At 56.7% G+C, this 20742-nt stretch carries 21 protein-coding genes and 1 tRNA gene; 7 read left to right on the forward strand and 15 right to left on the reverse strand.

All coding sequences use genetic code 11. The features are described from left to right. Window positions 1–7: 7 nt before the first annotated feature. Window positions 8–433, reverse strand: a complete 426-nt coding sequence (locus tag V6936_RS12490; RefSeq protein ID WP_003804997.1) for an ATP synthase subunit I — start codon at window positions 431–433, stop codon at window positions 8–10. Between the two features lie 344 nt (window positions 434–777). Beyond that, a complete protein-coding gene (locus V6936_RS12495; protein WP_003804995.1) occupies window positions 778–1554 on the reverse strand; it encodes an enoyl-CoA hydratase in 777 nt (258 codons plus the stop codon). A gap of 34 nt (window positions 1555–1588) precedes the next feature. Between V6936_RS12495 and V6936_RS12500 the strand changes: the two genes are divergently transcribed. From V6936_RS12500 to ttcA, 3 genes are read left to right on the forward strand one after another with little or no spacing between them, the layout of a single operon-like run. After that, window positions 1589–3364: a M61 family metallopeptidase gene (locus tag V6936_RS12500; protein WP_003804993.1), complete on the forward strand. Its 1776-nt coding sequence runs from the start codon at window positions 1589–1591 to the stop codon at window positions 3362–3364. Window positions 3365–3415: 51 nt separating this feature from the next. After that, entirely contained in the window at window positions 3416–3775 is a 360-nt protein-coding gene (gene folB / locus V6936_RS12505; RefSeq protein ID WP_003804991.1) for a dihydroneopterin aldolase, read from the forward strand. Window positions 3776–3835: 60 nt separating this feature from the next. Next, on the forward strand, window positions 3836–4891 hold the full coding sequence (gene ttcA / locus V6936_RS12510; RefSeq protein ID WP_003804989.1) for a tRNA 2-thiocytidine(32) synthetase TtcA: 1056 nt from the start codon (window positions 3836–3838) through the stop codon (window positions 4889–4891). Between the two features lie 287 nt (window positions 4892–5178). Here ttcA and V6936_RS12515 read toward each other — a convergent pair whose 3' ends face one another. From V6936_RS12515 to hemA, 5 genes are all read right to left on the reverse strand, one after another. After that, window positions 5179–5760, reverse strand: a complete 582-nt coding sequence (locus tag V6936_RS12515; RefSeq protein ID WP_003804987.1) for a UbiX family flavin prenyltransferase — start codon at window positions 5758–5760, stop codon at window positions 5179–5181. Continuing rightward, window positions 5757–6083: a Grx4 family monothiol glutaredoxin gene (gene grxD / locus V6936_RS12520; protein ID WP_003804985.1), complete on the reverse strand. Its 327-nt coding sequence runs from the start codon at window positions 6081–6083 to the stop codon at window positions 5757–5759. The genes V6936_RS12515 and grxD overlap by 4 nt, the downstream gene beginning before the upstream one ends. A 21-nt stretch (window positions 6084–6104) precedes the next feature. Continuing rightward, the gene (gene prmC, locus V6936_RS12525) at window positions 6105–6971 is read right to left on the reverse strand and encodes a peptide chain release factor N(5)-glutamine methyltransferase (protein ID WP_003804982.1); all 867 of its coding nucleotides are present in this window, start codon (window positions 6969–6971) and stop codon (window positions 6105–6107) included. 2 nt (window positions 6972–6973) lie between these two features. Next, complete coding sequence (prfA, locus tag V6936_RS12530; protein ID WP_003804980.1) at window positions 6974–8053, reverse strand: peptide chain release factor 1; 1080 nt, start codon at window positions 8051–8053, stop codon at window positions 6974–6976. A gap of 98 nt (window positions 8054–8151) precedes the next feature. Then, window positions 8152–9426 carry a glutamyl-tRNA reductase gene (hemA, locus tag V6936_RS12535; protein WP_003804979.1) on the reverse strand — a complete coding sequence of 425 codons (1275 nt, stop codon included), beginning with the start codon at window positions 9424–9426 and terminating at the stop codon, window positions 8152–8154. 296 nt (window positions 9427–9722) lie between these two features. Here hemA and V6936_RS12540 point away from each other — a divergent pair. Beyond that, window positions 9723–9798: transfer RNA gene (locus V6936_RS12540), tRNA-Phe, on the forward strand. A gap of 351 nt (window positions 9799–10149) precedes the next feature. On the opposite strand, the gene V6936_RS12545 is transcribed toward V6936_RS12540, so the two are convergent. Next, complete coding sequence (locus V6936_RS12545) at window positions 10150–10893, reverse strand: methyltransferase domain-containing protein (protein WP_162129607.1); 744 nt, start codon at window positions 10891–10893, stop codon at window positions 10150–10152. A gap of 120 nt (window positions 10894–11013) precedes the next feature. On the opposite strand from V6936_RS12545, the gene V6936_RS12550 reads away from it, so the two are divergent. The 3 genes from V6936_RS12550 to V6936_RS12560 all read left to right on the forward strand — a co-directional run bounded on the left by V6936_RS12550 (window position 11014) and on the right by V6936_RS12560 (window position 13021). Beyond that, window positions 11014–11769 (forward strand): class I SAM-dependent methyltransferase, encoded by a 756-nt coding sequence (locus V6936_RS12550; RefSeq protein WP_131071011.1) that lies wholly within the window; start codon window positions 11014–11016, stop codon window positions 11767–11769. A 139-nt stretch (window positions 11770–11908) separates the two neighbouring features. Then, window positions 11909–12457: a superoxide dismutase family protein gene (gene sodC, locus V6936_RS12555; RefSeq protein WP_003805039.1), complete on the forward strand. Its 549-nt coding sequence runs from the start codon at window positions 11909–11911 to the stop codon at window positions 12455–12457. A gap of 36 nt (window positions 12458–12493) precedes the next feature. Next, window positions 12494–13021 carry a pyridoxamine 5'-phosphate oxidase family protein gene (locus tag V6936_RS12560; RefSeq protein ID WP_003805041.1) on the forward strand — a complete coding sequence of 176 codons (528 nt, stop codon included), beginning with the start codon at window positions 12494–12496 and terminating at the stop codon, window positions 13019–13021. A 267-nt stretch (window positions 13022–13288) separates the two neighbouring features. Here V6936_RS12560 and V6936_RS12565 read toward each other — a convergent pair whose 3' ends face one another. The 7 genes from V6936_RS12565 to V6936_RS12595 all read right to left on the reverse strand — a co-directional run bounded on the left by V6936_RS12565 (window position 13289) and on the right by V6936_RS12595 (window position 20657). Then, entirely contained in the window at window positions 13289–14329 is a 1041-nt protein-coding gene (locus V6936_RS12565) for an AbrB family transcriptional regulator (RefSeq protein ID WP_003805043.1), read from the reverse strand. 89 nt (window positions 14330–14418) lie between these two features. Then, a complete protein-coding gene (locus tag V6936_RS12570; protein ID WP_003805046.1) occupies window positions 14419–15933 on the reverse strand; it encodes a tripartite tricarboxylate transporter permease in 1515 nt (504 codons plus the stop codon). Further along, the gene (locus tag V6936_RS12575) at window positions 15930–16373 is read right to left on the reverse strand and encodes a tripartite tricarboxylate transporter TctB family protein (protein WP_059318181.1); all 444 of its coding nucleotides are present in this window, start codon (window positions 16371–16373) and stop codon (window positions 15930–15932) included. Before V6936_RS12575 ends, V6936_RS12570 begins: the two co-directional genes overlap by 4 nt. 86 nt (window positions 16374–16459) lie before the next feature. Next, entirely contained in the window at window positions 16460–17452 is a 993-nt protein-coding gene (locus V6936_RS12580) for a Bug family tripartite tricarboxylate transporter substrate binding protein (RefSeq protein ID WP_003805049.1), read from the reverse strand. Between the two features lie 124 nt (window positions 17453–17576). Then, window positions 17577–18983 (reverse strand): sensor histidine kinase, encoded by a 1407-nt coding sequence (locus tag V6936_RS12585; RefSeq protein ID WP_240209473.1) that lies wholly within the window; start codon window positions 18981–18983, stop codon window positions 17577–17579. 24 nt (window positions 18984–19007) lie between these two features. Beyond that, a complete protein-coding gene (locus V6936_RS12590) occupies window positions 19008–19691 on the reverse strand; it encodes a response regulator (RefSeq protein WP_059318179.1) in 684 nt (227 codons plus the stop codon). Between the two features lie 66 nt (window positions 19692–19757). Next, window positions 19758–20657: a LysR family transcriptional regulator gene (locus V6936_RS12595; protein WP_336579959.1), complete on the reverse strand. Its 900-nt coding sequence runs from the start codon at window positions 20655–20657 to the stop codon at window positions 19758–19760. Window positions 20658–20742: the final 85 nt, after the last annotated feature.

Here is a 20742-nt window from a genome sequence, read left to right on the forward strand (position 1 = left end):
AAATCCCTTATGGCAGCTTGCGAAAAAACAGCAGCAGCACATATCCCTTCAAGACACACAGCAGGCCAAACAGCAAGGCAGGCCAGACCAGCCAGCCTGTATTTGCCATGGCAGCAGTTGCCAGTGTCAATACCGCAAAACCAAGCTTGAAGGCCTCTCCCCAGAAAAAGGAGAGCGCTCCGGCGTTGCCGCCGCCCATCAAACCCAGCAAAAGACGCAATGCGAACAATGCGTTAGGCACAAAATAAGCAGCCGCACCAATCAGTGCTGAGGCTGCTGCAGATGCGCCGGAAATCCATGCCGACAGAACAATAGCCAACAGGCCCATAAAAGCCTGGGCAGCAAGTGTACGCACAATTCCTTGCCCTGCCCGGCGAGCCATACGGCTACGTTGCTCAGGCGTCAGTACAACGGGTTCAGGAATGGGCGACATATCTCCTGCTGGGTGCACCTTGGCTGGGGTGCCTGTTTGCTGATCAATCGGCTCGCTCATAGTAGGAAACAATCAGATAACGTTGTGTGGGTGGATGCACTGCAAAGGCTTCTAGCCAATCCATCCGCGCAATATTATCGGCCCCTTTTAAAAGCCGCTGTCGTCAAACCCATAAAGTATAGCGTCTTTTTTTTGTTGTAAGCAAATTCAGCCTTGCTTGTTTGATACTTAATGCAAGGCTGATATTCGCAATCTCAATGACATCAAGGGGTACGCTTATTTTGTAACATTGCAGTGCAGCAATTTTACAACACACCCCTCCGTTTTACCGGTTTTTGAGAAATTTAGCGGTGCTTGAACTCAGGCTTGCGCTTCTCGACAAACGCACGCATGCCCTCTTTCTGATCGTCAGTGGCAAACAGGCCGTGGAAATTGCGACGCTCGAACAGCAAACCCTCTTCCAGCGAGGACTCGAAAGCACGATTCACGCATTCCTTGGCCATCAGAACCGAAGGCAAAGACATGCTGGCAATAACGGTTGCGGCGTCCAGTGCCTCTTCCAGCAATTTGTCGGCCGGCACCACACGGGATACCAGACCCGAGCGCTCGGCCTCTTCGGCATTCATCATGCGAGCGGTCAGAATCAGATCCATGGCCTTGGCCTTGCCTACGGCGCGAGGCAAACGCTGTGTCCCACCAAAGCCGGGGATGACCCCCAGCTTGATCTCGGGCTGGCCAAACCGGGCCGAGTCGGCCGCAATAATGAAATCACACAACATGGCCAGCTCGCAGCCGCCGCCCAAGGCATAACCGGCTACGGCCGCAATGATAGGTTTGCGGAAACGGCGCAGCTCTTCCCAATGGCCTCCCAGATAATCCTGAGAGCTGACATCGTGGTAATTCCAGTCTTTCATGGCGCCAATGTCAGCACCCGCCGCAAACGCTTTTTCGTTACCGGTCAGCACGATACAACCTATTTCGTTGTCGGCATCGTATTTTTTCAACAGGGCATACAACTCGGCGATAAGCTCGTTATTGAGCGCATTCAAAGCCTTGGGCCGATTTAATGTCAATAAAGCAACACGACCATGCACCTCTGCTTTGACTAAGGGTTCGTTCATGCTGACTCCCAGAAAAATTAAATAGAATAGGGGAATGGAACCTACACCCGTACTTTACCGTGCCGAGCCGACCGATCTCGCCGGCCACCGCCTGACTGTCCAAATACAGATCACTTCCCCCCAAACAGATGGCCAGATCCTGAGCCTTCCGGCCTGGATTCCCGGCAGCTACCTGATCCGCGACTTCTCGCGTCAGATCGAAAGCATAGCCGCCTTCTCTGGCGACGAACCGGTTTCCATCCGCAAGCTGGACAATCACCGCTGGCAATGCGAACCCTGCCAAGGCCCCTTGAGTGTGCAGTACCAGGTCTACGCCTGGGACCTGTCCGTACGCGGCGCGCATATTGATCAGACCCATGCCTTCTTTAATGGCACCAGCGCCCTGCTGGCCGTTGAGGGTCAGACTGAACAGCCTTGTCTGCTGGAACTGGTAGCCAATGAGGACATGGAAGATTGGCAGGTCTACACCAGCCTGCCCGAAGCCATTGGCGTGCCGGGAGCCGCGCAACGCTATGGATTTGGCGTGTACCGTGCCAGCAATTATGACGAGCTGATCGATCACCCCATTGAAATGGGCACCCCCCAGGTCATCAGTTTCTTTGCACACGGCGCAGAGCATGAACTGGTCTTTACCGGCCGCATCCCCAATCTGGATTTGCCGCGTATCGCCCGTGATGTCGAAAAAATCTGTGCCGAACAGATCGCCTTCTTCGAACCAGACACCCGACGCGCCCCCTTTCTGGATTGCAGCTCGCGCTATGTATTCATGACCATGGTGACCGAGGACGGGTACGGTGGCCTGGAACACCGCGCCTCGACTGCTCTAGTCGCCTCGCGCAGCGATCTGCCCACCCAAGGCCAGGACAAGTCGGTAAAAAGCCCCGGCTACCAGACTTTTCTGGGACTGGTCAGCCATGAGTATTTTCATACCTGGAATGTCAAACGCATCAAACCTGCAGCCTTTGCGCCCTATGACCTGAGCCGCGAGAACCACACCCGTCTGCTGTGGGTCTTTGAAGGTTTCACCTCGTACTACGATGATCTGATGCTGTTGCGCTCGGGCGTGTTGAGCGAGGCAGACTACCTGAAACTGCTGGCCAAAAACATCAATGCCGTTGTGCGCGCCCCTGGACGCTTCAAGCAGTCCGCCGCGCAAAGCTCGTTTGATGCCTGGACGCGCTATTACAAACAGGATGAAAACTCCCCTAATGCGCTGGTCAGCTATTACAGCAAGGGCGCCCTGATCGCACTGGGCCTGGATTTGCGCATTCGCAGCCATACCCAGCACACCAAGAGCCTGGACGATGTCATGCTGTTGATGTGGGCACGTTATGGCCGTGACTTCTATCAGGGCAAGCCACACGGCATCCCCGAAGACGCCATGCCCGCCCTGATTCTGGAAGCCACCGGTTACGACGCCACAGACTTTATCGCCCGCTACGTGGAAGGCTGCGAGGACCTGCCCCTCAAGCCATGGCTGGCCGAGCAAGGCTTGAAGCTGGAATGGCAGGCCGCTTCCAAGTTGCCCAACCTGGGCGCCCGTGTGCGTCAAAGCGCAGGGCAGTGCCAGCTCGCTACCGTCTTTACAGAGGGTGCAGCACATCAAGCCGGACTATCCGCGGGGGATACTCTGGTGGCCATTGACGGCTTGCGTGTCAGCGACACTGCCAGTCTGGAGCGTCTGCTTGCAGCGTATGAGCCCGGTCAGACCGTTCAGATCCACGCCTTCCGCCGCGATGAACTACACTGCTTCACACTGCAACTGGCGCGCCCTGCTTTGGACGAGTGCGTCCTGAGCCGCCCCTCCTGACCTCTTTTCTGGGCCTGCCGCTCACGGCGGGCCTGATACTTTGCCTTTGCCATGACCACACGCCGTATTTTCATCAACAATCTGGTGGTGCAAGCCTCGATTGGCATGCTCGAGCACGAGCTGGTTCACCGCCAGCCGCTGCATATTGACGCCGAGTTCGACACCACCATCACCCAAGACGTCCAGGACCACGATATTGGCACGGTGCTGGATTACCGGCAGTTGCGCCAGGCGCTGATCGAGGTCAGCACCCTGGAGCACACGAACCTGCTGGAAACGCTGATCGAACGGCTGGCCGAGCGCATCCAAAATGAATTCCCAAGCGTGGAACGCGTTAAAATCCGCGCCAGCAAGCCCGAGGCCTTTGCCGACTGCGATGCCGTGGGCATTGAAATCGAGCGTAGCCGCTAAGCCCCTGCCCTTGCCCCGCCTCTTGCCGGGGCCACGATGACCTCTCTTTCGCTTTCCCTTATGTCCCAAGACACCAGCCCCCTGCCTTCTTCCGAAACCGACATCCCCGTGTTTGCCAGCAAGGCTGAACGCAAACAGCGCGTCAATGACAACAAGTTGAGCAAACGCATCATGCGTGAAGTGGGCCGCGCCATCGGTGATTTCAACATGATCGAAGAAGGCGACAAGGTCATGGTCTGCCTGTCCGGCGGCAAGGATTCCTACGGCCTGCTGGACGTACTGATGACCCTGCAAAAACGCGCGCCCATCAAGTTCGACATCGTGGCCGTGAACCTGGACCAGAAGCAACCTGGCTTTCCTGACCACATCCTGCCCGAGTACCTGGAAAAACTGGGCGTGCCCTATCACATCGAAACCCAGGACACGTACTCGGTAGTGACGCGCGTGATTGCCGAAGGCAAAACCATGTGTTCGCTGTGCTCACGCCTGCGTCGCGGCATTTTGTACCGCGTTGCCAAGGAGCTGGGCGCCACCAAGATTGCCCTGGGACACCACCGCGATGACATCCTGGCCACCTTCTTTCTGAATCTGTTTTATGGCGGTCGCATGAAAGGCATGCCGCCCAAGCTGATGTCGGATAACGGCGAGCACATCGTGATCCGACCACTGGCCTATGTGCCCGAAAAGGATTTGATCGCCTACGCCAAGCTCAAAGAGTTTCCCATCATCCCCTGTAATCTGTGCGGCTCACAAGAGAACCTGAAACGACAGGAAATCAACCGCATGATTGCGGACTGGGACAAGAAATTCCCACACCGATCCTGGAACGTGTTTGGCGCCTTGACCCGTGTAGTGCCATCCCACCTGATGGACCCCAAGCTGCATAACTTTGCGGACTTGAAGGTGACTGGCCAGGCTGACCCGGAGGGCGATAAAGGCTTTGATCAGGATTATTTTGACGATCATCTGCCAGAGAGTCTGCTGGCCGCTGGATTTGAAGAGGATGCCGACGACGCCGCACCTACCGTACGTCAGGATGCTTTCACCCCTGCCAAGCCCGCAGCATCCGGTGAGCAACAGATTGTGTTCATGAGCAAAAGGCGCTCCGGACAGTAACGCGACTGGTCGGCGCTCCCAAACCGGCCGCCTTCTGGGCGATCAGGCTGAAGTCCGCACCCACGTAGCACAGCAAACCATCGTTTTATCTCTCGAAACCCAGGGCCAGCGCGGCCCTCGGCGCCGGCAGAGCCGACATCCCATCTTGTTGATCTGCTTGCCGTCCGCAAATACACAAGCGACGGACAATAAAAAGCCCCGATCGAAACCGCCAGGACCTGGACGTCATTCCAGATGCCGGCGGTTTCGATCGGGGCTTTTCGTACCTACTGTCCAGCTATCTGGCTTTAGTTCGGCTTTTGCGTGCCATCCCAGCGCTCACCGGGTACCTGAATATCAAACAATTCCAGCACCCGCATCACCGTGTGATCGACAATATCGTCAATACTTTTGGGACGCAGATAAAACGCAGGCATAGGCGGAAAAATGATCCCGCCCATTTCTGTCACAGCCGTCATATTACGCAGATGCGCCAGATTAAACGGCGTTTCCCGAACCAGCATCACCAGACGGCGACGCTCTTTCAAGGTGACGTCGGCCGCCCGGGTAATCAGGTTATCGGACAAACCATGCGCCACCGCTGCCAAAGTCCGCATCGAACAGGGCACAACCACCATGCCTGCAGTCGGAAAACTGCCGCTGGCCAAGGTTGCGCCCACATCGCGAAAGTTATGCACCTGATCGGCCAGAGACTGGATCTCGTTTTTGTCGATATCCAGCTCGTATTGAATGTTCAGCACCCCAGAGGGAGAGATCACCAAATGGGTTTCCACATCCGGACAGGACTGCAACACTTGCAGCAGGCGCACGGTATAGACGGCCCCCGTGGCCCCGGTCATGCCAATGACCAGGCGTCGCTTGGCTCTCACTCCAGAGCCCCGGCCTCACGCAACATGGTTTCCAGTTCGCCGTTCTCGTACATTTCAGAAACAATGTCCGAGCCACCAACGAACTCGCCCTTGATATACAGCTGAGGGATAGTGGGCCAGTTGGAGAAATCCTTGATGCCCTGACGCACTTCGGCGTCGTCCAGCACGTTAACCACAACCACCTGGCTCAAGCCGACCGCACGCAAAATCTGCACGGTACGGGCGGAAAAACCGCACTGAGGCGCTTGAGCCGTGCCCTTCATAAACAGCACAACAGGGTTTTCCGTTACGGTTTCGCGGATGAAATCTTGAACTTCACTCATGATGTTCTCTTAAGAAAAGAATTAACACTGTCCACCTGTGACGCGCCGGATTCCTGCCAGATCCTCATAGCTGATGACCTGTTTGAACCCCGCCTGCCGCAGCATATTTTGCACATGGTCGGCCTGATCCCAGCCGTGTTCCATGAGAAGACTAGCACCCGGACGTAGATACGGCCCGGCCCCCTGAACTATTGTACGCAAATCCGTCAAGCCGTCTGAGCCATCGGTCAGTGCCTGACGCGGCTCGAACCGCACATCGCCCTGCGCCAGATGTTCGTCATCCACTGCAATGTATGGAGGGTTGGACACGATCAGGTCAAAAGGTTCCTGGCCTGTCACGGCATCGTACCAACTCCCCAGACAAAACTCGACTTTCCCACACAAACGCTGCGCATTTAAGCCCGCCTGCGCCAACACCAGCGTGCTGATATCACTGGCCACCACATGGGCATCGGGACGGGCCAGAGCCAGCGATACGGCAATGGCGCCACTGCCGCAACCCATATCCAAAATGCGAGGAGATGGAATATCACGCACCCGCTCAAGCGCACGTTCAACCAGTATTTCCGTGTCAGGGCGCGGGATCAGCACCGAAGGCGACACCAAAAACTCATGCCCCATAAACTCACGGACCCCGACGATATACGCCATGGGTTCACCCGCCAGGCGGCGAGCCTCCAGCGCCTGATAAGCCTGTATTTTTTCCAGCGGCAACTCATCCGTATCATGCGCGATCAACCAAGAGCGGCTCACCCCCAGCACTTGCGTCCACAACATGTCGCGCTCAAGGCGCGGCAAAGGACTGAGCCGCTGCAAGGCACGCAGCGTACGGGGAATATAGGCAGGCAAGACCAAAGGCGACATGACCGGCTCACCGGGCAGGCTCATGCTCACGCCTGCGCCAGGGCAGCCAGCTGGCCAGCCTGATGTTCGGATAGCAAGGCCTTGATCAGCTCATCCAGGTCGCCGTCCATGATGTAGCCCAACTTGTACAAGGTCAGGTTGATACGGTGATCGGTCATGCGGCCTTGCGGGAAGTTGTAGGTGCGGATGCGCTCGGAGCGATCACCCGTACCGACCAGGCTTTTACGCTCGGCGGCTTCTTTGTCGGATTGCTCGCGCTGCTGCTTGTCTTTCAGACGCGCAGCCAGCACCTGCAAGGCTTTCTCGCGATTGCGGTGTTGGGAACGGTCATCCTGACACTCCACCACCAGACCCGTCGGCAAGTGGGTCAGACGCACGGCCGAGTCCGTCTTGTTCACGTGCTGACCACCGGCACCGCTGGCGCGGAAGGTATCCACGCGCAAATCCGCGGGGTTGATGGTGATTTCAGCCAAGCCTTCGGCTTCGGGCAGCACGGCCACCGTACACGTCGAGGTATGAATGCGGCCCTGGGCTTCGGTTTCAGGCACGCGCTGCACACGGTGCGCACCAGATTCGAACTTCAGACGACCATAGACATCCTGGCCTTCAATACGCACGATGACTTCTTTGTAGCCACCCACTTCCGAGTCGCTGGCGGACATGATTTCCGTGCGCCAGCCGCAGTTTTCGGCGTAACGCATGTACATGCGCAACAAATCACCCGCAAACAGGGCGCTTTCATCACCACCGGCACCGGCACGAATTTCAATGAACACGTTGCGGGTATCGTCCGGATCACGAGGCAAAAGCAGAATCTGCAATTCGTCTTCCAGTTGAGCGATGCGCTCTTTACCCAGCTTGTATTCTTCCTCGCCCATTTCTTTCAGCTCGGGGTCGGTCATCATGTCCTGGGCTGCCTGCAAATCACCCTCGGCCGCTTCGTAGCTTTTGAACGCCGTCACAACCGGGTCCAGCTCGGCACGCTCACGCGACAGTTTGCGAAATTCGTCCATATTGCCGGCAATTTCAGGCTCGGCAAGCATGGCATCCACTTCATGCAGACGACGAGCCAATTGCTCAAGCCGACTGCGCATAGAGTCTTTCATAGGGAATAGCCTAAAGGGAAAATCAGAAGGTCTGGGCGCAGTTCAAAGCAATCAGGCTGCACCGCAGAAAAGTCGGTGGACAGAAAGCTGCCTGGACGCTAACGCCGGCGCGTTGTCGATGGCAGCAGGCGAGGCAACAGATTCAGCAGTTGTTCGCGCTCAGCACCTTCGCTGCGCGTCAATTCAGCCATGGGACCATGCATATACTTCTGCGTCAGCCCATGAGCCAGCACTTCAATGACGTCGGCCGGATCGTCGCCACGGGCCAGCATGCGGCGCGCACGCTCCAGCTCGTGCTGACGCACTTTTTCGACCGATTCCTGCACATTCAAAATGGCAGGCACAATCGCACGAGTGCTGAGCCAGTGCATATAGTGCTGCACCTGGGTGTCGATAATCGCCTCAGCCTGAACCACCGCGGCCTGTCGGGCATCGGCCCCCCGCTGCACAAAGCGGCCCAGATCATCCACGGTGTACAGGTACACGTCGTCCAGGCGACCCACTTCAGTTTCAATATCGCGGGGCACAGCCAGGTCGACCATGACCACCGGACGGTGACGACGCGAGCGCACGGCCCGCTCCACCATGCCCAAGCCCAAAATGGGCAAGGTACTGGCCGTACAGGATACGACGACATCAAAATCGGCCAAGCGGTCGGGCACATCTGCCAGCTTCATGGTGTTGCCCATAAAGCGCGAAGCCAGGCTTTCCGCACGTTCCTGAGTGCGGTTGGCCACCACGATGCTACAGGGGTTCACCGCCGCAAAGTGCGTGGCGCACAGCTCAATCATTTCGCCTGCACCAATAAACAGCACCTTGGCCTGGCTCAGATCGCCAAACACACGCTCCGCCAAACGCACGGCTGCCGCAGCCATCGATACCGAATGAGCACCAATCGCCGTTTGTGTACGGACTTCCTTAGCCACCGAGAAGGTGCGCTGGAACAATTGATGCAGCAAGGTACCCAGCGAACCAGCCTCGTTGGCGGCTCGCACGGCATCTTTCATCTGCCCCAGAATCTGGGGCTCGCCCAGCACCATGGAATCCAGGCCACTGGCTACGCGAAACGCATGACGCACAGCCTCGTTCTGGTTGTAGCGATACAGGTGCGGGGTGAGTTCGGCAGAACGCAGGCTGTTGAAGTCCGCCATCCACTCAGGAAGACGCTCGGCCACATGGGGTTCGGCCGCACAGTAAATTTCGGTACGATTACAGGTAGACAGAATAGCTGCTTCACGGACCCCGGTGCCAAAAGTGGCACGCAAGGTATCAAGCGCAGGCTTTAACACATCGATCGGAAACGCAACGCGTTCGCGCACGGCAACCGGCGCGGACACATGATTCAGACCGAAGGTTAGAACATCTACAGACATGAGCAGTACAGGCTATAGCCCCGAAAAAGACCGAGACAAGCAGTTTCGCAGACGCAAAACGCATGAAAGATAAGTGATTTTACGCCGCAAGCCGGATTTTTGCCAAAAATGTTACTTGAATTGCCGTTTTGTGATTACAATTGCACTCCTTTATGCAGCCTGCTTTTGCTTGAAAAGGGCCCTCCCCTAGGGGTACGGCACATTTGAAGTTCAAAAGATGCATAAAATTTTTGTTGTACTATGCGCACAAATAAAAAAACGTGGTATAGTTCTATTTTTACCGAGCAGTACACGTTGGCCTGGTAGCTCAGTCGGTAGAGCAGAGGATTGAAAATCCTTGTGTCGGTGGTTCGATTCCGCCCCAGGCCACCAAGAATTCAAGCAAAAGCCCAGTCAAACGACTGGGCTTTTTGTTTTTCCATTCCAGTTGCGCCTGGCTAAATGCCCTGTCTGCGCGGCTTGCTCCTCATTTCTTGGCCCGATACCGCCCACTCTTACAGTTGCTGCTGGGGTAACGGTTGCATTGCCTGCGCTGGATATCCGATCAACGGTAGGAGGCCCGTTCTGCTCCTATCGCCTCAGCCGACGAATTTCCATCTCTTTGGCTCAGTCTGGTACCCGCAGCCGGCAAGACGTCTAAAAAACCAGAGACGTCCGTGCGCAACGTGCTGAGGCTGGCCCGACTCGGGCTCGATTTTTGTGCCGTCCGATGCCAATTCGTACTTAGCCGCGCTGATACTGCAAACAACGGCCCTTATACGATACTTCCTTACCCTCGGGCATCACGATAGGCCGATCCCGCAAACACACTTGCCGCACCAGATCAAAACCGTGGCGCCGCATTTCCTGGGTAAATTTATTGCGATGCCCCCGATCCGGGTCTACCACCCAGACTTCGGCCTGTGATTTTGCATGCTGATTGACCAACGTGGCCAATTGAGCGGGCGTATTGCCTTCATACAGCAGATCACTGCCCACAATCAGGTCGTAACGCTGCCTGGCGGGAGTCAGGCCCAGGGAGGCCAGCAAATCAGGGCAGGTTTGCTCCCCCCACTGCGCATGGACATACGGCAGGTCGGACAAACCATTAAGCGCCTGATTCAGCTTTAGAAAATGCGGCACCATGGGGTGACAATCGCTGGCGTGAATGTGCGCCCCCCGTTTGTGCATGAGCAAGCTGGTCAAGCCCAGGCCACAGCCCAACTCCAATATCGTTTCCCCTGCCCGGATGGGTCGGTTCTTGAGCTTGCGTGCCAACTGGATGCTGGAAGGCCAGACGAGGCCGAACAAGGGCCAGACCGCAGGCCCTATACCCAGGGCCTGGGCATGGCCCTGCGGGTCGGCATACTGCATATGATCAGCCAAGGAACGAATACGCAAGGATTCTGCGGCCGAGATTCGTATATGCTGGAGACGGGTTTTTAAGGTAGCGGATGAAGATGAGGTAGAGCCATATAAGTCTGACATAGACCGATGATCGTCCATATCCGACAAAAAAGCGAATTTTGCCAGAATTTACCGTGGCTTAAACTATAAATAACCGAATTTACACACAATTTTGCATCACGCCGCCACCAAGGATCACTCTTGTTCAAAGACTTGATTAAAGACCTCAACGACCAATCAATTGTAGAGCCCGACATCTTTTTGGACGTGCCCTTCGTTCCCAGCGACGATCGGGTCATCGACACCATGTTGCAACTGGCCCAGGCAGGACACAAAGACCTGCTGTATGACCTGGGATGCGGGGATGGGCGCATTGTCATTGCCGCTGCCAAAAAATACCGCTGTTCTGGCGTCGGCGTGGAGCTGGACCCTTTGCGGATTGCAGACGCGATGGAGCAAGCCGGTCATGCAGGCGTGGAATACCTGGTGGATTTTATTGAAGAGGACCTGTTTACCGTTGACTTCAGCCAGGCCACCATCGTGACGCTTTACCTGATGGACACCATCAATGCCATCCTGCGCCCGCGCCTGTTGCAAGAACTACGCCCAGGCGCCCGCATTGTCTCTCATGCTTTTGACATGGGGGACTGGAAAGCAGACGAAACCTTGCATGTCGGCGGCATCAAAATCTACAAATGGATTGTGCCCGCACAGGTGAGCGGAGAATGGGAATGGGAGGGGTTGGACGGAACCGATTACCGTCTGAAGCTCAAACAGCGCTATCAAGATGTCAGCGGAAAAATCTGGATGAATGGCAAGCCAGCCCGATTGATCGACCTTCATCTGTGCGGTGATTGCCTGAATCTGAGCGTCCAGGCAGACGGCGCCTCGCCTATCATCATCTCTACGCTGTACTTTGGCCATCAGGAACTGCTATCGGTCGAAGAAGAAGGCTGACCTACCCGCCTCCCTACCCTGGCCACGTCCTGGCAGCGCTCACATCTTGTTGACAAAAGGAAACGTCTCTTAACGCCCAATTGTCTCTGCAATGCTAGGCTGATCTAACCCCTGTTTACCCAGCAAAGGAGTCAGCCTTATGCGTTTTTCTTCTCTTAAATCCCGATGCGCAATGGCTCTGGCCACCGTGAGCGCTACCCTTGCTTTATCTGCCCCCTCACTTGCCGATGTCATCATTCCCATGAATCTGGCGACCGAGAGTGGTGCTGGCGAGCAGATTGGTCAGGTAAGCGTACGACAGACCGAACATGGGCTGGTTTTTACGCCAGAGTTAAAGAATCTTAAGCCGGGCGTGCACGGTTTCCACGTGCATGAGAACCCCAGCTGCGCTCCGAGCAACAAAGATGGCAAAGTCACGCCTGCTGGGGCGGCTGGCGGCCATCTGGACCCGGACAAGACCGGCAAGCATGGTTTCCCTTGGGGCAATGGCCACCTGGGTGACCTGCCCGCCCTGTATGTGCAGGCAGACGGCACCGCCAGCACACCGGTTCTGGCACCGCGCCTGAAGTCTCTGGATCAGATCAAAGGTCGATCGCTGATGATCCACGAAGGCGGTGACAACCACTCCGACCATCCTGCTCCCCTCGGTGGTGGCGCCGGACGCTTTGCTTGCGGAGTGATCAAGTAACGGCCTTCATCCCTGTCACTTTTTCAAGGAGATACCATGAACACCACGATTGAGTCTTCCTTTGAACAACTGCAAGAGATGATCAAGGACATTCGCTTTGCGATGTTCGTCACACATGCTGAAAACGGCCAGTTGCACGCCTGGCCCATGACAACCCAAAAGGCAAAAATGGGGTCGAATCAAGAAGACTACGAGCATGACAAGCTCTGGTTCTTCATGTCGCGCAGCAGCGATCCAGTGGCCAACCTTCTGGCCAACCCACATGTGAATGTGAGCTATGCCGATCCCAAAAGTGATACCTATGTATCGGTGTCCGGTATGGCTCGTCTGGTTGACTCCATGAACCAGAAAGAACGTTTCTGGAACACCATGACGGAAGCCTGGTTCAAAGAAGGAATTACCGACCCAGACCTGGCCCTGATCTGCGTACACATTGACAGCGCAGAGTACTGGAGCGTGCGGGAGGGCAAGCTGGCCCAGGCTGGCAAAATGCTCAAAGCCACCCTGATGGGTGAGCGCTTAACCGAGATGGGTGAACACGGTAAAGTCACCCCCCACCGCTAAAGAGACGTCCCACCCGGCCAGCCTTAAGGCCAAAGCACAAAGCCCGGTCATGCACCGGGCTTTGTTTGACAGACGTCTTAAGGACGCTGGTTCCTTGACTGTTTGAGGGGATGAAGTACCAGCCAAAAGGCTGATTGGGTGGATCAAAGGGGAGCGAGCTGCTTGCAGGAGTGGCTGGGCCGCAGCCTGTTGGGCTGCTGAGCAGATGCACAGGGTCGCACATTGGTTTACATGGACTCGTTGGCAGTAGTGTCGATTTGCCCACTATCAGGCCTGTTTGAGCCAACGGGCAAGACGAGTATATAAAGGCCCGGTCAGTACCAGTACGCACACCATCCGCGCCACCTGAAAGGACGTTACCATCGGCGCCCCCAGCTGAAGCACTTTGGCCGTAATCGCCATCTCGGCTATGCCCCCCGGGCTGACACCCAGCACCAGCGTGGGATAGGCAATGTCAGACAAACGATACAAGCCGTAAGCAAAACCGAATGCCAACGCCAGATTAATGAGGTTGCTGACAGCCGCTACCCCCAGGTAGCGAGGAGCACGTCGGAAAAAATCGGGGCCGAACTTATCGCCCAAGGCCCAGCCAATGCACAGTTGCCCCAGATTGGAAATCTGCACCGGCAAGCCCGACAGAACAATGTCCTGATAGGTCAGAACGGCCACCACCAGCAGGGGGCCCAGCACCCAGGGGTTGGGAAGACGCAGGATCTGAAAGATCAAGCCTGCCGCACTGCTTAACACCACTAACAGAGCCAGTCCGGGCAGATTCAAAAAATCCGGTCGCAGTACGGCTCCGGCCTGCTCACCCGAAAACCCCAGGGCTTCGAAAGCAAAGGGGATGATGAGCACCACCATCAACACCCGCAACCCATGCGCCGAAGCGACCAGATCTGGGCGTGCACCATAACGCTCGGCCAGCCCGGTCATCTCACTGGCTCCGCCTACCGCGCTGGCAAACCAGGCAGTGCGCAAATCCGTACCCGCAAAACGGGTCAGCATGAAGGTCCCTATGCAGCACAAAAGCAAGGCAAATACCATGCCCATCACAATAAACAGGGCATTGCTGCCAATCAGCTGCACCATGGATGGCGTGAAATACAAGCCCAACGAGGCCCCAATCACCCACTGTCCGGCATTGCGCGCCAATGGCAGACACACTGCCGGGCTGCCGGCCATCTTGGTGGCCGCGGTCAGAATCAGGGCACCCAACATCCAGGGCAAGGGCATGCTCAGATATGTCGCCCCCATCGCACCGACCAACGCCACCCCAAAGCCCAGGACAATTCGTATCCAGATCGCCATAACCGAAACAACAAGGCCAGGCCGCAGCCTGGCACTTTCTCCTCATAAACGCCCCACCGCAGGGGTGGGGACTTCCTCATGGTGTTTTCTTATGCCCCTGCTCTGCGTGCAGCGATGCGACGCAGCAGGATCGGACCCACACTAACCAAAAGTGCTGCGATCCACAAGGCGATCGATACCGGGCTCTCGAACAGAATGCCAAGCTGGCCGTCGGTGATGGACAAGGCCCGACGCAAATTCTGTTCCATCATATTGCCCAAGACCACACCCAGCACCATCGGCGCCATAGGCACATTCATTTTGCGCAGGAAATAACCCAGCACCCCAATGCCAACCACCAGCAGTAGATCAAAAGTCGTGCCATTGATGGCATACACGCCGATATAACTGATGGCCAAAATGCCAGGCACCAGCAAGCGCGGTGGAATGGCCAGCATGGACGCAAAGACCCGAACCATGGGCACGTTCATCAGAAACAGCATGACGTTGGCGACCATCAAGGAAGCGATCAGGCCCCAGACTATCTGTGGCTGCGACTCAAACAGTACCGGCCCGGGCGTGATGTTATACAAGGTCAAGGCCCCCATCATGACCGCCGTCGTCCCCGAGCCGGGCACTCCCAAAGTCAGCATGGGAATAAAAGAACCCGTGGCGGCACTGTTGTTGGCCGCTTCCGGCGCAGCCAGACCTCGCATATCACCCTGACCAAACATGGCGTTAGGGTCCCTGCCTTCGATATATTTCTTCTCATTGGCGTAAGCCACCGCAGAGGCCACGCTTGCCCCGGCTCCGGGCAAAATGCCAATGAAAAAGCCCATCAGGCCACCGCGCACCGTGCTCCACCAGGTCAGGCCCAGCTCTTTCAGATTAAAGAGCTTGCGCTTGCTTTTAGGCACTTCAATCGACACGCCACCCAGCAGGTTTTCCAGCATCTGCAGCATCTCGGCCACCGCAAACAAACCGATCACGACAACCACAAAATCTATGCCATCGGCCAGATTCGGGATATCGAAACTGTAGCGATACACCCCTGAGTTGGCATCCACGCCCACCGTGGAGATAAACAGCCCCAGCATGGCCGCCAGAATACCCTTGACCGGCTCATCACCCAACAGACTGGTCAGGGCGCAAAAAGCGAACACCATCAGCACAAAGTACTCAGCGGGGCCAAAGGCCACGGCCCAGCCAGCCAGCATCGGGGCCAGCAGCACGATGCCGCAAATAGCAATTGTGGAGCCAATAAAGGAGGCAAATGCCGACAAGGACAAGGCCACACTGGCCATCCCTTTGCGAGCCAAAGGATAACCATCCAGGGTGGTCATGACCGCAGCCGCCTCACCGGGCACGTTGATCAGAATAGAGGTAATCCGCCCACCATACTCGGCCCCCACATAGACGGCCGCCAGCAGAATCAGGGCCGATTCGGGCGGCAATTTCATCGCAAAAGCAATGGGCACCAACATGGCCACGCCATTGATAGGCCCCAGGCCTGGCAAGACGCCGACAATGGTACCGATAAAGGCGCCGATCGCCGCCACCAGCAGATTCTGCGCGGAAAAGGCGACGCCAAAACCGACACTCAAATATTCCAATATCGAGCTCATAACCACGCTCCCAGAATGCCATGTGGCAGGACCACGTCCAGGCCCAGGTCAAACAAGACGAACAGCCCCACTCCCATCGCCAGCCCCCCGATCAGGGCCTGCTTCCACGAGCCGCCAAACAAACGCCCCACCAAGGTGGCCATCATCGTGGTGGCGACAATAAAGCCCAACCACTGAAACAGCCAGGCATAGGCAGCCAGATAGGCCACCATCATCAAAATGCGCCCGTTCGCGCCGGGCGGATTGGCGGCAACTTGCCCACCGCCCTTGAGAATCAGGCGCAATCCGCACAGGGCGATGATCAGGGCCAGCAACAACGGAAAGGCCTTGGGCCCAACGGGTTCGTACGAAAAGGGGGGCTCTAGGTCATAGCCAAAAGCGGTGATGAGGGCGGCAAACACCAGCGCGCCCACGCCAAGCACGCGATCATTTAGCGTCATGATGGAATTCTCCGGATTTTCCCGCCGGAAGCGGCGGGGCAGACAGTGGGCTCCCGACGCGCAGCGGCCGGGAGCGCCGTAAAGACTTACTTCTTGATCAAACCAAACGAGTCCGCCAATTCGCGGTACTGAACCACCTGTTGCTTGACGTAGGTATCCAGTTCCTGGCCACTCATATTGAACGGAAACAGGCCTTGTTGAGTCTGCAGACGCGCAAACTCCGGGGTTTTCATGAGCTTGTCAAACGCTTGAACCCACCATTGATATTGCTCGTCAGAAACCTTGGGGCCGACGTAAAAGCCACGGATAATCGGCCATTCGATATCAAAGCCCTGCTCTTTGGCGGTAGGGATGCTGGCCATCGCGCCGTCAAGCCGCTTGTCATTGAACACCGCCAGGACCCGGATGGGCGCGCCGCCCTCCAGCATGGTGTGAGCCTCGGCCGCATCGCCCATGTAAGCCTGAATATGGCCGCCACGCAACGCTGTCATGGCCTCACCGCCGCCCTCAAAAGCGACAAAGCGCATTTTGCGGAAATCCACATTGGCGGCTCGCGCCGTCAGCGCGGCTTTCATCCAGTCCTGCCCACCGACCGAGCCACCTGCACCCAGCACAATCTTGCTGGGGTCAGCCTTGAACGCCTCCATCAGCGCCTTCAGATCCTGGTAGGGCGAGTCGTCACGCACAATGGCCACCCCGTAATCACTGCCAATCGATGCCAGCCAGCGCACATCGTCTACGGAATACTTGCCAAATTTGCCCTGCGCCAGATTCAGCAAGGAGCCTCCCGAAAACGCCGCGATTGCATTGCCGTCACCCGGGCGCTGCGCAACGATGTGGTTATAGGCCACCGCCCCTACGCCACCAGGCATGTAAACGGTACGCATGGGGTTGTCCAGCAGCTTGGTTTCCAGAAAACCATTCACAGCTACACGACAGGTCAAATCAAACCCGCCGCCCGGCTGAGCAGGCGCGATGCACTCGGGTTTAGGTGGTTGCTGGGCGCTCACACCGCTCAAGCTGCTCAGGCCCAAAAGGCTGCCTGCCAGCAGCACCCGTAGTTTCATGTGGATAGTCATTGAATCGCCTCCAAGAGGATCGTCGTCGTTGTAATGGTTGCGACCTTACCGGAGCGAAGCTTTCGCCTACCTTTCAGTTCTGCCAAAAAACGATATTTTCAAGGGTATACCCTGAATCAGAGGTTCAAGAGTCCAGGGCATTGAACTCCAGGCGCACGATCAGACCACGCTGGCCCGGCCCTGGCTGAAGGCTCATCCGGGCATCGTGAATCTGGGCAATCGCCTGCACGATGGCCAGCCCCAACCCCGACCCTTGCAAAGCCTTGCCCGCCTCGCCACGACGAAAGCGATGCCCCGCCTTGGCCATATCATCGGCACTCATGCCCGGCCCATCATCCTCGACCTGTATACGGCACACGTTTCCCTCTTGCTGTACCGACACGGTGATGCGAGCACCTTTTGGACAATACTTGATCGCGTTGCTGACCATATTGCTGAGGGCCTGCTGCACCAGCCACGCCTCGCCTGCTACCCGCACCGGTCGGGAAGGCGCTTCCAGCCCCAGGTCCTGACGGCGCGACCGCGCCAGACTCCATAACTCATCGACCACCTGTGCCGCCTGCTGACACAGATCCACGGTTCCCAATGCAGCTCGAACCCGTAGTTGATCCGCCGCATCCCGCACTCGTGATAAGGCCACCATCTGATGCGTCATCTGCGCCGTATTGTTCAAACGCTGCTGGATGGCATCGAGCACCTCTTTCATCTCTGCGGTCTTGGCCAGCGACAAGGCAAAATCCACCTGGGTCAACAAGACCGCCAAAGGCGTTTTCAACTGATGAGAGGCATCATCCAGAAACTGCTGCTGCTCTCGCGACTTGCGGGCATAACGCTCCATATGCAGGTTGATGGTCTGCACCAAGGGCCGTACCTCGCGCGGCAGACTGACGTCACTGATCGGCTCCAGATTGTCGGGAGAGCGGTTCCTGACCTCGGCGCTGAGCTTGCGCAAAGGACGCAAGGCCAGCAAGGTGCCGACCAGAATGAGCACAATAAACAGGCTCAACACGGCCAGATCCTGAATCAGATTCTGAAAAATCACCTTGCGAATGAAGGCATCGCGCTCACTGAGATTCTCACCGGCCTGTATCAAAACCCGACTGTGCTGGTAGGTCTGCAGTCGCCCGTCCGACTCCAGTGCGACCGCCGCGATTCGCAAGGGTTCGCCCAAATACTGGGCATCATAAAAAACCGGCTGATTACTCTGTAATCGCTTGGCGGGCAACGGCATGCCCGTAAACCCAATCTCCGACAGCCCATCTTCGGTGGCGATCCGAAAATACACCTGGCTGCTGATGGTGTACTCCATGTACTCCATCATGTAGTAGGACTGCTCCATCGCCAAGCCGCCACTGATGGTGGTCACATTGGCCGCCATGGACTTGAGCGCCCCGGCCAGAGCCCGATCAAAGGCCGCGTTCACCTGATCCTTGAGCATCATGCTGGACACGAACAAGGACACGCCCGATGTCAGCAATGCCACGGGGATCAACATGCAAAGCAAAGTACGACGCAAGCTGCTCAGGGCCATGGTCGCTCTCGACAGAAAGCCACGTTAGGGCTCCTCATCCATGACAGGCTCCAGGCAATAACCGACCCCGCGCAAGGTCACGATATGCACATCCGAGTCCTGCAGTTTCTTGCGCAGACGGTGCACCAACACTTCGATAGCCTCGATATTGATTTCATCCTCATCCTTGTCGTTGAGCCGGTCCAAAATGAACTGCTTATTGACTGGCTCTCCGCTGCGCTGCACCAGAATGCGCAACACCTCCGCCTCACGCGGCGACACGGACAAAAGAGCGCCATCCAGCGTGAAGCGCTGTGTGGACAGGTCGTAGGCCAGGCTCGCACAGGCCATACGGGGCTTTTCCTTGCCGCGGCTGCGGCGTATGAGCGCATTGACGCGTGCCACCAGTTCTTCAATCCGGAAAGGCTTGGGCAAAAAATCATCTGCCCCACACTCGAGCGCCCCCACGCGTTCCTGAAGCGAGTCGCGCGCGGTCAAAATCAGGACGGGCGTGCGGTTGTCCTCGGAGCGCAGGCGCGCCAGCAAAGCACGACCATCCATGCCCGGCAACCCCAGGTCCAGTACCAGGGCATCAAATTCCTCGATCCGCAAGCGGTGATAGGCCACCATTCCGTCGTTGGACCATTCAACCGTAAATCCTTTCTTTTGCAAGCTGCGCGTCAGCCACAAGGCCAAATCAGGCTCGTCTTCGATCAGTAAAATACGCATGGCGGAAAGTAAAAAACAAAACAGGACAGCAACAATAATAAGCCGCCAAAGGGCACGGCCCGCGTTTCAATGATCCGCCGGCTCGGTCAGCTCCAGCACAAAACGCCGCAACCAGCGGCTTTCTTCATCATGTTCCTTGTTGATGTCCCAAATCATGGACACCACAAAAGACGGCACCCGCAATGGCACCGGCGAGACGGCTAATCGACTATTGCATTCCACAAAGGAGCGGGCGGCGTAATCGGGCATGGTCAGCACCAAAGGGCTGCCAATAATGGCGTTGATTGCCCCGGAAAAATGCGTGAATGAGGCCTTGACCTTGCGCTGCAGTCGCTCGGCATCAAAGAGTTCATCGACAAAGCCGCGCAAGCCGTCAAAGGACACCCGCCCATGATGAGCATGCAGATACTCCTGCTTGCTGATGGGGGTTGAAAACGCAATGGACTGCTTATCGTAAATGCAGATATAGGAAGCGGAAAACAGCACTTGCGACTTGTGCATGGTACTCAGAAATTTAGGGCTGGAGCAAATCGCCAGATCCGCCCCATGCTCCACCATGCTTTGCGGCCACAAATAGCTATTGGTTTGGTAGAAGGAAAAACTGATCGTCCAGCCCTGCTCGTCAGCCATGCGAATCATGCGTTTGGCCAGCATATTTTCCAGATCGTCGGACAAAGCGATGCGAAAAACCCGGCTGGAGCGAGCTGGATCGAACTCCTGCTCGGATGTGACCAGCGCCGAGATGCTTTTCAGGGCCTCGGATATCTGCGGGGCAATCTCCAAGGCCCGATGCGTAGGCGTCATTCCGTGCGAACCACGGGTAAACAACTCGTCATTAAAGACCACCCGCAACTTGCGCAAGGACGCGCTGACCGCTCCCTGGGTCAGAAACAAGGCATTGGCGGCCTTGGTGACGCTGCGCTCATTCATCAAACACTGAAACACCAGCAACAGGTTCAAATCCATGCGCCTGATATTAGCGATATTAATCGAAGCCATTTTTCTAATTAGTTTGAATAATTATTTGGCTTGATTAGACTAAAAATCAGCC

It is taken from the genome of Alcaligenes sp. CHO6, from assembly GCF_037120595.1.
Lineage (GTDB): Bacteria > Pseudomonadota > Gammaproteobacteria > Burkholderiales > Burkholderiaceae_B > Alcaligenes > Alcaligenes ammonioxydans.

Excerpts from the sequence above, each read along its gene's own strand:
- V6936_RS12590 (WP_059318179.1), bottom strand. The coding sequence starts at position 19,691 with ATGCGTATTTTACTGATCGAAGACGAGCCTGATTTGGCCTTGTGGCTG.
- V6936_RS12565 (WP_003805043.1), bottom strand. The coding sequence starts at position 14,329 with ATGGCGATCTGGATACGAATTGTCCTGGGCTTTGGGGTGGCGTTGGTC.
- hemA (WP_003804979.1), bottom strand. The coding sequence starts at position 9,426 with ATGTCTGTAGATGTTCTAACCTTCGGTCTGAATCATGTGTCCGCGCCG.
- V6936_RS12500 (WP_003804993.1), top strand. The coding sequence starts at position 1,589 with ATGGAACCTACACCCGTACTTTACCGTGCCGAGCCGACCGATCTCGCC.
- ttcA (WP_003804989.1), top strand. The coding sequence starts at position 3,836 with ATGTCCCAAGACACCAGCCCCCTGCCTTCTTCCGAAACCGACATCCCC.
- V6936_RS12490 (WP_003804997.1), bottom strand. The coding sequence starts at position 433 with ATGTCGCCCATTCCTGAACCCGTTGTACTGACGCCTGAGCAACGTAGC.
- prfA (WP_003804980.1), bottom strand. The coding sequence starts at position 8,053 with ATGAAAGACTCTATGCGCAGTCGGCTTGAGCAATTGGCTCGTCGTCTG.
- V6936_RS12575 (WP_059318181.1), bottom strand. The coding sequence starts at position 16,373 with ATGACGCTAAATGATCGCGTGCTTGGCGTGGGCGCGCTGGTGTTTGCC.
- sodC (WP_003805039.1), top strand. The coding sequence starts at position 11,909 with ATGCGTTTTTCTTCTCTTAAATCCCGATGCGCAATGGCTCTGGCCACC.
- V6936_RS12570 (WP_003805046.1), bottom strand. The coding sequence starts at position 15,933 with ATGAGCTCGATATTGGAATATTTGAGTGTCGGTTTTGGCGTCGCCTTT.
- folB (WP_003804991.1), top strand. The coding sequence starts at position 3,416 with ATGACCACACGCCGTATTTTCATCAACAATCTGGTGGTGCAAGCCTCG.
- V6936_RS12580 (WP_003805049.1), bottom strand. The coding sequence starts at position 17,452 with ATGACTATCCACATGAAACTACGGGTGCTGCTGGCAGGCAGCCTTTTG.
- prmC (WP_003804982.1), bottom strand. The coding sequence starts at position 6,971 with ATGAGCCTGCCCGGTGAGCCGGTCATGTCGCCTTTGGTCTTGCCTGCC.
- V6936_RS12595 (WP_336579959.1), bottom strand. The coding sequence starts at position 20,657 with ATGGATTTGAACCTGTTGCTGGTGTTTCAGTGTTTGATGAATGAGCGC.
- V6936_RS12545 (WP_162129607.1), bottom strand. The coding sequence starts at position 10,893 with ATGTCAGACTTATATGGCTCTACCTCATCTTCATCCGCTACCTTAAAA.
- grxD (WP_003804985.1), bottom strand. The coding sequence starts at position 6,083 with ATGAGTGAAGTTCAAGATTTCATCCGCGAAACCGTAACGGAAAACCCT.
- V6936_RS12560 (WP_003805041.1), top strand. The coding sequence starts at position 12,494 with ATGAACACCACGATTGAGTCTTCCTTTGAACAACTGCAAGAGATGATC.
- V6936_RS12585 (WP_240209473.1), bottom strand. The coding sequence starts at position 18,983 with ATGGCCCTGAGCAGCTTGCGTCGTACTTTGCTTTGCATGTTGATCCCC.
- V6936_RS12495 (WP_003804995.1), bottom strand. The coding sequence starts at position 1,554 with ATGAACGAACCCTTAGTCAAAGCAGAGGTGCATGGTCGTGTTGCTTTA.